This is a genomic window from Paracoccus jiaweipingae (genome assembly GCF_044335505.1).
Classification (GTDB): Bacteria; Pseudomonadota; Alphaproteobacteria; order Rhodobacterales; family Rhodobacteraceae; genus Paracoccus.
Window position 1 is genome coordinate 394,250 of record NZ_JBISBS010000002.1, and the last position, 10,209, is coordinate 404,458.

General features: G+C 63.8%; 13 protein-coding genes. 8 read left to right on the forward strand and 5 right to left on the reverse strand.

What is annotated here, in order from left to right; genetic code table 11:
• Position 1: 1 nt before the first annotated feature.
• Positions 2-739 (reverse strand): N-formylglutamate amidohydrolase, encoded by a 738-nt coding sequence (locus ACFXP9_RS05325; RefSeq protein ID WP_397206477.1) that lies wholly within the window; start codon positions 737-739, stop codon positions 2-4.
• Between the two features lie 114 nt (positions 740-853).
• Between ACFXP9_RS05325 and pyk the strand changes: the two genes are divergently transcribed.
• From pyk to ACFXP9_RS05355, 6 genes are all read left to right on the forward strand, one after another.
• Positions 854-2,299 carry a pyruvate kinase gene (pyk, locus tag ACFXP9_RS05330; RefSeq protein WP_397206479.1) on the forward strand — a complete coding sequence of 482 codons (1,446 nt, stop codon included), beginning with the start codon at positions 854-856 and terminating at the stop codon, positions 2,297-2,299.
• Positions 2,300-2,332: 33 nt separating this feature from the next.
• Positions 2,333-2,566: a hypothetical protein gene (locus tag ACFXP9_RS05335; RefSeq protein ID WP_397206481.1), complete on the forward strand. Its 234-nt coding sequence runs from the start codon at positions 2,333-2,335 to the stop codon at positions 2,564-2,566.
• 107 nt (positions 2,567-2,673) lie between these two features.
• Positions 2,674-2,874, forward strand: coding sequence for a 50S ribosomal protein L35 (gene rpmI / locus ACFXP9_RS05340; protein WP_397206483.1), 201 nt, complete (start codon positions 2,674-2,676; stop codon positions 2,872-2,874).
• Between the two features lie 12 nt (positions 2,875-2,886).
• A complete protein-coding gene (gene rplT / locus ACFXP9_RS05345; protein WP_397206485.1) occupies positions 2,887-3,246 on the forward strand; it encodes a 50S ribosomal protein L20 in 360 nt (119 codons plus the stop codon).
• A 160-nt stretch (positions 3,247-3,406) separates the two neighbouring features.
• A complete protein-coding gene (locus ACFXP9_RS05350; RefSeq protein WP_397206487.1) occupies positions 3,407-4,753 on the forward strand; it encodes an NAD(P)/FAD-dependent oxidoreductase in 1,347 nt (448 codons plus the stop codon).
• A 10-nt stretch (positions 4,754-4,763) separates the two neighbouring features.
• Positions 4,764-5,117: a DUF5368 domain-containing protein gene (locus ACFXP9_RS05355; RefSeq protein ID WP_397210031.1), complete on the forward strand. Its 354-nt coding sequence runs from the start codon at positions 4,764-4,766 to the stop codon at positions 5,115-5,117.
• Positions 5,118-5,169: 52 nt separating this feature from the next.
• Here the strand turns inward: ACFXP9_RS05355 and mog are convergent, their stop codons facing one another.
• From mog to ACFXP9_RS05370, 3 genes are all read right to left on the reverse strand, one after another.
• A complete protein-coding gene (gene mog / locus ACFXP9_RS05360; RefSeq protein WP_397206491.1) occupies positions 5,170-5,712 on the reverse strand; it encodes a molybdopterin adenylyltransferase in 543 nt (180 codons plus the stop codon).
• 4 nt (positions 5,713-5,716) lie between these two features.
• On the reverse strand, positions 5,717-6,946 hold the full coding sequence (locus ACFXP9_RS05365) for an argininosuccinate synthase (RefSeq protein WP_397206493.1): 1,230 nt from the start codon (positions 6,944-6,946) through the stop codon (positions 5,717-5,719).
• A 113-nt stretch (positions 6,947-7,059) separates the two neighbouring features.
• Positions 7,060-7,200, reverse strand: a complete 141-nt coding sequence (locus ACFXP9_RS05370) for a hypothetical protein (protein ID WP_397210033.1) — start codon at positions 7,198-7,200, stop codon at positions 7,060-7,062.
• Positions 7,201-7,205: 5 nt separating this feature from the next.
• Here ACFXP9_RS05370 and ilvA point away from each other — a divergent pair, with 5 nt between their 5' ends.
• Positions 7,206-8,441, forward strand: coding sequence for a threonine ammonia-lyase IlvA (gene ilvA, locus ACFXP9_RS05375; RefSeq protein WP_397206497.1), 1,236 nt, complete (start codon positions 7,206-7,208; stop codon positions 8,439-8,441).
• A 4-nt stretch (positions 8,442-8,445) separates the two neighbouring features.
• On the opposite strand, the gene ACFXP9_RS05380 is transcribed toward ilvA, so the two are convergent.
• Positions 8,446-8,787 (reverse strand): Hpt domain-containing protein, encoded by a 342-nt coding sequence (locus ACFXP9_RS05380; protein WP_397206499.1) that lies wholly within the window; start codon positions 8,785-8,787, stop codon positions 8,446-8,448.
• A 118-nt stretch (positions 8,788-8,905) separates the two neighbouring features.
• On the opposite strand from ACFXP9_RS05380, the gene ACFXP9_RS05385 reads away from it, so the two are divergent.
• Positions 8,906-10,159, forward strand: coding sequence for a PP2C family protein-serine/threonine phosphatase (locus ACFXP9_RS05385; RefSeq protein WP_397210035.1), 1,254 nt, complete (start codon positions 8,906-8,908; stop codon positions 10,157-10,159).
• Positions 10,160-10,209 lie beyond the last annotated feature (50 nt).

A 10,209-nucleotide genomic window follows, 5' to 3' on the forward strand; every position in this document is an offset into this window, starting at 1 on the left:
CCTACAGCCCGGACCCGGCAAGCACCCGGTCCAGCACCGGGGCCAGCCGGTCGGCCCATGCGCGCTGGCCTTCGGCATCCGCGATCAGGTCGTTGCGCAATTCGATCAGCACATTGGGGCGGCGCTGTGACAGCGCGTGGCGGTCGATGGAATCGCCATCCAGATGCCCGGAATAGGGCTGGTTATCGCCGGTCACCCAACCCGCATCGCGGCAGGCCTGAATCAGCGGCAGCGCCAGCCGTTCGTCGCGATGCGAATACAGCACCCCGACCTGCCATGGCCGCCGGTCGCGCCCGCGCAACCGGGGGGTAAAGCTGTGAATGGCACAGATGGCCCGGTCGGGCCGCGCCGCCGCCAGCGCCGCATAAGCCGCGTGATAGGGGCGATACAGCCGCGCGATACGCTGGGTCCGCTGGTCGGGGGTAATGGCGCGATTGGCCGGAATGACGGTGCCGTCATACAGCCGCATGATCAGGGTGGGGTCATCCTCGGCCCGGTTGGGGTCAATCACCAGACGCGAGAAATCTGACAGAATCGCCGGTGCATCCAGCCGCTGCGCCAGTTCCCGCGCCAGCCCCGCCGCCCCGACATCCCACGCGATATGGCGGGCCATATCGACCGCTGCAATGCCCAGATCGCCGCCCGCGACCCAGCCCGGCACCCGGTTGCTGGCGTGATCGCATGTCACCAGCCAGCGCGAGGGCCGGTCCGCACCGCTGATCGTGAAAGCCTGTGTCATCGCTGTCCCATCCCGTTTGCGGGCCTTGATTACCGCATGGCGCGACGCTTCGCCAGTTGCCGCTAACAGCCGTTTGCGGCATAGAGAAACGGACAAAAGGCAGGGGAGGTCTGCATGAGGCGTCATCGCAATATCAAGATCGTGGCCACGCTTGGTCCCGCGTCCAGTGACCGCGACACCATCCGCGCGCTGTTTCAGGCCGGTGCCGACGTGTTCCGCCTGAACATGAGCCATGGCACACAGGACGAACAGCGCGAACGCCACCGCATCATCCGCGAGATCGAGGCCGAAACCGGACGCCCCATCGCCATTCTGGCCGATCTGCAAGGGCCAAAGCTGCGCGTGGGGACCTTTGGATCGGGGGCGCATGACCTTGAGGAAGGTGACAGCTTCCGCTTTGACCTTGACCACGCGCCCGGTAATGGCGACCGCGTGAACCTGCCCCACCCCGAGATTTTCGCCGCGCTGGAACCGGGCGCGGAACTGTTGGTCAATGACGGCAAGATCCGGCTGAAGGTCCGCGATTGCGGCGCCGATTACGCCGATTGCACCGTCACCGTCGGCGGCACGATTTCCGACCGCAAGGGGGTGAACGTCCCCGATGTGGTGCTGCCGCTGGCGGCGCTGTCGGACAAGGACCGCTCGGATCTGGAATTCGCCTGCGATATGGGCGTGGACTGGCTGGCGCTGTCTTTTGTCCAGCGCCCCGAAGACGTGATCGAGGCCCGCAATCTGGCCAAAGGCCGCGCCGCCGTTCTGTCCAAGATCGAAAAACCCGCTGCCGTGCGCGCCTTTGCCGACATCCTGAAGGTTTCGGACGGGGTGATGGTGGCGCGGGGCGATCTGGGGGTGGAACTGCCGGTGCATTCTGTGCCGCCGATCCAGAAGCGCCTGGTGCGCGCCTGCCGCGCCGCCGCCAAGCCGGTCATCGTCGCGACCCAGATGCTGGAATCCATGATCGAAAGCCCGATGCCGACCCGGGCCGAGGTCAGCGACGTGGCCAATGCCATTTACGAGGGCGCGGACGCGGTCATGCTGTCGGCGGAATCGGCGGCGGGGCAATACCCGATTGACGCGGTGCGCACCATGGACAGCGTGGCGCGGTCGGTCGAAAACGACCCGACCTATCGCCAGATCATCGAATCCAGCCGCAAGGCCGACCGCGAGACCGTGGCCGATGCCATCGTCGCCGCCGCGCGCGAGATTGCGGAAACCACCGATATTGCCGCAATCTGTGCCTTTACCCAGTCCGGCACCACCGTGCGCCTGATCTCGCGCGAGCGGCCGCGCACGCCGATTCTGGCAATGTCGCCGGTGCCCGATGTGCTGCGGCGGCTGTGCCTCAGCTGGGGGACGCATTGCGTGCTGACCCCGGCGCTGGAACGGTTCAAACAGGCGGTGATCAACGGCACCCGTGCCGCGCGCGATTTCGGCTTTGCCGATGAAACCCACCAGATCGTCGTCATGGCCGGGGTGCCCTTTAACGTGCCCGGCACCACCAATATCATTCGTGTGGCCCCCTGTGACGAACGGTTGATCTATCGCACCGATCCCGAATAAACCGCCCTAAGATAAACCAGAAAGGGGGCTGTGATGTCCGACCTGCTGCTTGTTGCCGGTGCCGCACTGGGGGTGCTGTCCGTCATTCTGGCCATCGTGGCGCTGGCCCAGACGCGCCCGCCGCGGGGCGCGGCCATTGCGCTGGTGGCGGGCATCGCGGCGCTGGCCGCCGGGGCGTGGCTGGACCCGACCCCGTTCCGCATCCCCGACATTGCCGAGGCATGGGCACGCCTGATCGCCGGGCAAAGCCGCTGGGACATGTTCTGAGGGGTTGCTTTTCGCATCATACCCCCCTATAGGGTGCGCTTCCACCCGCGCGGCCGGCCAGATTGGCATTGCCGAGTCGCGCGTTCACTTCTGTAAAGGAGAGTAAAATGCCGAAGATGAAGACCAAGGCAGCCGCGAAAAAGCGGTTCTCGATGACGGCTTCGGGCAAGGTCAAGGCAGGTCAGGCCGGCAAACGCCACGGCATGATCAAACGCACGACGAAATTCATCCGCGATGCGCGCGGCACCACGGTGCTGTCCGAGCAGGACGCGAAGATCGTCAAGAAATACATGCCCTACGACCGGTAAGGAGAGCCAGATATGTCCCGCGTTAAATCCGGCAAGGTGACCCACGCCCGCCACAAGAAAGTTCTGAAGGCGGCCAAAGGCTATTACGGCAACCGTTCGCGCAACTTCCGCACGGCCACCCAGGCTGTCGACAAGGCGAACCAATACGCCACCCGCGACCGCAAGAACCGCAAGCGCAATTTCCGCGCGCTGTGGATTCAGCGTATCAACGCCGCCGTGCGCGCCATTGATGCCGACATGACCTATTCGCGTTTCATCAACGCCCTGTCCAAGGCCGGGATCGAGGTTGACCGCAAGGTTCTGGCCGATCTGGCCGTGCACGAGCCCGAGGCATTCGGCGCCATCGTGGAAAAGGCCAAGGCCGCCGCGTAAGGCCCATCGCCAAGGGCTGACAAACCCAATAACCGACCGAACCCGCGCCCCGGCGCGGGTTTTTTCATGCCACGACCGGCCCTTCGCGCCAGCCCATTCTTTTTCTTGCATGTGAAGCCTGAAATCGCGCAAGATGGCTGCCAGATAAAGGGGGGCCAACATGGGCAATTTTCGCGTTCCTGATCTGACCCGGCGGGGAATGCTGGGGCTGGCGGCGGGCGGTGCCGTGGCGGCGACCAGCCTGACACCGGCGCGTGCCGCACGCATCGCCACCAAGGCGCGGATCGTCATTATCGGTGCCGGGGCGGCGGGCACCTCCATCGCCAACCGCCTGGTCGACCGGCTGGAGGGCGCGCAGATAACCATTCTGGATGCCCGCGCGCAGCATTTCTATCAGCCCGGCTTCAGTCTGGTCGCGGCGGGCCTGAAACCGGCCTCTTACACGGTGTCGAAAACCACTGACTGGCTGCCCAAGGGCGTCACCCTGATCCCCGAGGCTGCCGCCGCCATCGACCCCGAAACCCGCACCGTCGCCAGCACCGGCGGCAGCACGCTGAATTACGACTTTCTGATCGTGGCCCCCGGACTGGTGCTGGACCACGACGCCATTCCCGGCTTTTCGCTGGATCTGGTCGGCAAGGACGGGATCGGGGCGCTGTATGCCGGGCCGGATTATGCCGCGAAAACCTGGCAGGCGGCGCGGCAGTTCACCGAAACCGGCGGCATCGGCCTGTTCACCCGCCCCGCGACCGAGATGAAATGCGCGGGCGCGCCCCTGAAACACACCTTCCTGATCGAGGACATCGCCAGCCGCAGCGTCGGGCAGGGCAAATACGAAATGCATTATGCCGCGCCGCAGGGGGCGTTGTTCTCGGTCCCGATCGTGGCCGAAAAGGTGCGGATGCTGTTTGCCGAACGCGGCATTGCCACGCATCTGAACCACACCCTGCTGTCGGTTGAACCGGGCCAGAAACGCGCCCGCTTTGCCCGCACCGAAACCGACCCGGTCACGCAGGCCAAAACCTCGACCGAGGTCGAGATGGATTACGATTACCTGCATGTCATCCCGCCCCAGCGCGCGCCGCAGGTGATCCGCGACTCTGGCCTGTCATGGGCCGATAAATGGACCGATCAGGGCTGGGTCGAATGCGATATGCAGACCCTGCGCCATCTGCGCTATCCCGAGGTGTTCGCCCTTGGCGACATCGCCGGCATCCCCAAGGGCAAGACCGCCGCCAGCGTCAAATGGCAGGTGCCGGTGGTCGAGGATCACCTGGTCGCCGCCATCGCCGGGAAGCAGGGCAGCGCGGTTTATGACGGCTATACCTCGTGCCCGCTGATCACCCGCGTGGGCCGGGCGATGCTGGTGGAATTCGACTATAACAACGACCTGACCCCCTCGTTCCCCGGCGTGATCGCCCCGCTGGAAGAGCTGTGGATCACCTGGCTGATGAAGGAAATCGCCCTGAAAGCGACCTATAACGCCATGCTGCGCGGCAAGGCTTGAGGAGGCCCCCATGCAAGAGATGAGCTTTGAAACACTGATCGCCGTCTTCGAGGAAATCTTTGGCCGCGGCCTGTTCTGGACCATGCTGGCCGTCGCAGGGGTGGTCACGGTGCTGTATCTTTATGTGCTGATGCGCGACCGGGCGATCAGCTGGCACAAGTTCCTGTGGGCGCAACTGTCCATGCCCTTCGGCGCCATCGCTGCGGTGGTCTTCGTGCAATATGTCACCGATTCCGGCCTGCGCGACATTGGCGGTCCCATCGACGTGATCGTTCTGGCCGGTGTTGCGCTGATCGGGGCAATCGGGCTGGCGATTCTGGTCTATACCCTGCAATCGCTGCTGCGCCCGCTGGTGCGCGATTAGGGTCGGTCAAGGGGTCTGTGTGCCGGCCCTGACAGGCCGGTCGCAAGCCGGGTCACTTGCCCTTGGGCCGGAAGGCGTCAATCCTGGCTGGGTCGGTTTCGATCCGCGCCGCGCCCATCAGGTCAAGGCAATAGGGCACCGCCGCGAATACCGCGTTCAGGCAGGTGGCAATGGCAGATGGTTTGCCCGGCAGGGTGATCATCAGGCTGGCATCGCGGATTGCCGCCGTCTGGCGCGACAGGATGGCGGTTGGCACCTCGGCCAGCGAGGCGCGGCGCATTTCCTCTCCGAAACCGGCCAGCTCCTTGTCCATCACGTCCATCACCGCCTCGGGCGTCTGGTCGCGCGGCGCGGGGCCGGTGCCGCCGGTGATCAGGATCAGGTCCGCCCCCTCGCCATCGGCCAGTTGCCGCAGCAGTTCCGCCAGCCCTTCGCGACCATCGGGGACGATGTGGCGGGTGACCTCGATGGGCGAGGTCACAACGTCGCGCAGCCATGCCTCGGCGCCCGGCCCGCCCTTATCCTCGTATTCGCCCCGTGCGGCGCGGTCGGACACGGTGACGATGGCGATGCGGGCGGTCAGGCGCTGGGTCATGGCGTCAGCCTTTCACACGGGCGTTGCGGTTGCCGATCAGCTTCAGCCGCAGGGCGTTCAGCTTGATAAAGCCCGCCGCGTCCTTCTGGTCATAGGCGCCGGCGTCATCCTCGAAGGTGACATGGGCCTCGCTGTAAAGCGAATGATCCGACCAGCGGCCCACGCAGTTGACCGACCCTTTGTAAAGTTTCAACCGCACGGTGCCGGTGACATGTTCCTGCGATTTGTCGATCAGGGCTTGCAGCATCTCGCGCTCGGGGCTGAACCAGAAGCCGTTATAGATCAGCTCGGCATAGCGGGGCATCAGGCTGTCCTTGAGGTGCCCCGCGCCGCTGTCCAGCGTGATCTGTTCGATGCCGCGATGGGCCTCCAGCAGGATGGTGCCGCCCGGCGTTTCGTAGATGCCGCGCGATTTCATCCCGACAAAACGGTTTTCGACGAAATCCAGCCGGCCAATGCCGTGCTTGCGGCCATATTCGTTCAGCCGCGTCAGGATGGTGGCCGGCGACATCGCCGTGCCGTCAATGGCCACCGCGTCGCCCTTTTCGAACGTGACCTCGATATATTCGGGCTGATCGGGCGCCTCTTCGGGGCTGACGGTGCGCTGATAGACATATTCCGGCGCTTCCTCGGCCGGGTTTTCCAGCGCTTTGCCTTCGGAACTGGTGTGCAGCAGGTTGGCATCGACGCTGAAAGGTGCCTCGCCGCGCTTGTCCTTGGCGATCGGGATCTGGTTCTGCTCGGCAAATTCGATCAGCTTGGTGCGCGAGGTCAGATCCCATTCCCGCCACGGCGCAATCACCTTGATCGCCGGGTCCAGCGCATAGGCCGCGACCTCGAACCGGACCTGGTCATTGCCCTTGCCGGTGGCGCCATGGGCGACCGCGTCGGCGCCATGCTGATGCGCCAGCTCGACCAGACGTTTGGAAATCAGCGGTCGCGCAATCGAAGTTCCCAGCAGATACAGCCCCTCATAGACCGCGTTGGCACGGAACATCGGAAAGACGAAATCGCGGACGAATTCCTCGCGCAGATCCTCGATATGGATGTTTTCGGGCCGGATCCCCAGCATCTCGGCCTTTTTGCGCGCGGGCTCCAACTCCTCTCCCTGCCCCAGATCGGCGGTAAAGGTAATGACCTCGCAACCATATTCGGTTTGCAGCCATTTCAGAATGATCGAGGTGTCCAGCCCGCCCGAATAGGCAAGCACGACTTTTTTCGGCGCGTTGGTCATTGGTTCAGCCCCCTTATCCGTTTGCCCCTGCAATATGGCCTTTCGCCGCCGCTCACAAGGGCGGGACGGATGATCCCGGACCATCGGCGCCCCTGATTTGCGCCCGTCGTCACTCACCGCGCAGTGGCGCCACTGCCCGCATCCGCATCCGCATCCGCATCCGCATCCGCATCCGCATCCGCATCCGCATCCGCATCCGCATCCGCATCCGCATCCGCGAAACCTTGCGTGCGCCGCGCATTCAGGGCAAGCACGGCAAATGGACCAGTTCACCCATGCCGTCACCCAGGCGGAAACCGCCCTGCGCGACCTGTTCGCCCCCACGCCCCTGCAACGCAACGCGCTGCTGTCCGATCGCTATGGCGCCGATATCTGGCTCAAGCGCGAGGACCTGACCCCGGTGCGCAGCTACAAGCTGCGCGGCGCGTTCAATGCCATGCGCAAGCTGCCGCAGGGTGACGCACAGGTGGTCTGCGCCAGCGCCGGAAACCACGCGCAAGGGGTCGCCTATGCCTGCCGCCATTTCGGCGCGCAGGGCACGATATTTATGCCGGTGACGACACCCGGGCAAAAGATCGACAAAACCCGCAGCTTTGGCGGCGATGCCATTCAGATCCGACTGGTCGGGGATTATTTCGACCAAACGCTGGCGGCCGCACAGGATTATGCCAGACAGTCAGGGGCCACCTTCCTGTCCCCCTTTGACGCATCCGACGTGATCGAAGGGCAGGCAACCGTCGGCAAGGAACTGATGGATCAGATGGACGCCCCCGCCGATCTGGTGGTGCTGCCGGTTGGCGGCGGCGGTCTGGCTGCCGGGGTCACGCGATACCTGCAACAGCTGGCCCCCAAAACCCGCTTTATCTTTGCCGAGCCAGAGGGCGGGGCCAGCCTGAAGGCCGCGCTGCAGGCTGGCCAGCCGGTGACCCTGCCCAAGGTCGACAGCTTTGTCGATGGTGCGGCGGTCGCCCGCATCGGGGATTTGCCCTTCCGCCAGCTTGGCCAGTTCGATGCCAGCCAGGTGATGCGCCCACCCGAGGACCGCCTGTGCCTGACCATGCTGGAAATGCTGAACGCCGAAGGCATCGTGCTGGAACCTGCCGGCGCGCTGGCAATCGACGCGCTGCGTGACCTTCCCGATCTGGCGGGCAAGCGGGTGGTCTGTATCTGCTCGGGCGGGAATTTCGATTTCGAGCGCCTGCCCGAGGTCAAAGAACGCGCCCAACGCTTTGCCGGACTGAAGAAATACTTTATCCTGCGGATGCCCCAGCGCCCCGGCGCATTGCGCGATTTTCTGGAAATGCTTGGCCCCGAGGATGATATCGCCCGGTTCGAATACCTCAAGAAATCGGCCCGCAATTTCGGCACTGTCCTGATTGGTATCGAAACCACAGACCCGGCCAATCTGGCGGCCCTGACCGCCAAGCTGGACAAGGCCGGTTTTGCGTTCCGCGACATCACCCGTGACGAGGTTCTGGCCGAATTCCTGATCTGAGGCATCAGCCAACCCGATCCCGCGCCACGAATTGCGGCAGGCCGTCATGCAATTGGTCATCGGCCTGCGCAAACGCAGCGGCGATATCGGCATCCGAAACCGCCGGCAGGCCGGTTTCCAGAATGCGTCGCTCTTCATCGTCACAAATCCGCGCAAACCCATAAAGGCCGATATTGCGCGCCGAACCCTTCATGCTGTGCAGAAGGGCCACCCGTCCGTGCGCGTCAGACTGCGCCAGTCCCGGCAATGCCTGCCGGATCTCGGCCAGGAAAAGGTCGATCACCCCGTCAATCTCCTCCTCACCGACATCATCGCGCAGTTCCTCAAGGCGCTGCCATTCGATCATTCTCCATGCCCTTTCGAATCGCTTCTTTCCGTCAGCTTAACAGGCAAAGATTTTCAAAAAGTTAATCACCGCCGTTAACCGGATGTTCATGCCTTGTTGATAGATCGGGGGCATGAACATGACGAATCGCCCCTTCGGAAAAAAGCTTCTGCTGCGCGAGCGGCGGGTTCTGGTTGTCGACGACAGCCCGGCCCATCGCAAAGTGTTGTCGATGCAGCTGACCCGCGCCGGATATCAGGTGATTCTGGCCGAAAGCGGGGCAGAAGCCCTGCGCATCTGTCGCGAGGATGAGCCCGACATCGTCCTGTCGGACTGGATGATGCCGGGGATGTCGGGGCCGGAATTCTGTGCGGCCTTCCGGCGACTGCCACGGCGCGGCTATGGCTATTTCATCCTTCTGACCTCCAAGACCGACAAGTCAGACATCGCGTTCGGCCTTGAAAACGGTGCGGATGATTTTCTGTGCAAGCCGGTCTCGTCTGCGGAATTGCTGGCCCGGCTGTCGGCGGCGGAACGGATCTTGCGGATGCAAGAGGACCTGACAGCCAGCAATGCGCAACTGACCCAGACGCTGGAACGGTTGCGCGCCATTCAGGCCGAACATGAACGCGATCTGAACGACGCACGGCGCCTGCACGAGGGGTTGCTGCGGCAAAATGGCGGGCGGCTGGGGGGCTTTGATATCTCGCTGCTGCTGCGACCGGCCGGGCATGTGGGGGGCGATCTGGTCGGGTTCTTTCCCATCGACGGACGCAGGGTGGGGATTTATGCGATCGACGTATCCGGCCATGGGGTGGCGGCGGCGCTGCTGACGGCGCGGCTGGCGGCCTATCTGAACGGCGCGGGCGATCAGAACGTGGCGCTGCAAATGACGCCTCTGGGGTTATATGATGCCCGCCCGCCGGCGGAACTGGTCGGGTATTTCAACCACATGCTGCTGACCGAGATGCGCACAGACGCCTATATGACGATGGTCTATGCCGAGCTTGATTTCCTTTCAGGCAAAGGCCGCCTTGTGCAGGCCGGCCACCCGCACCCGCTGATCCAGCGCAGCACCGGCAGGATCGAGCGGATCGGTCAGGGCGGCATCCCCGTCGGGGTTTTCGAAAGCGCCACTTATGACGAGGTTCCCTTTCACCTTGCGCCGGGTGACCGGCTGTTGATTGCGTCGGATGGCATCACCGAAACGCAATCGCCGCAGGGCAGGCTGTTGGGAGAAGAGGGGCTGAAAGCGATCATGCAGACCAATGCCTTCCTGCGGGGTCAGAACATGCTGGAATCGCTGTCATGGTCGCTGTCGAATTTTGCCGGGGGGGAAAGGGGGGATGATATTTCGGCTGTGCTGCTGGAATATACCGATAAGGCCGATTAGACGAATGCCCGCCCCTTGGGCTGGACGACAGCCTGACTATATTGGGGGAA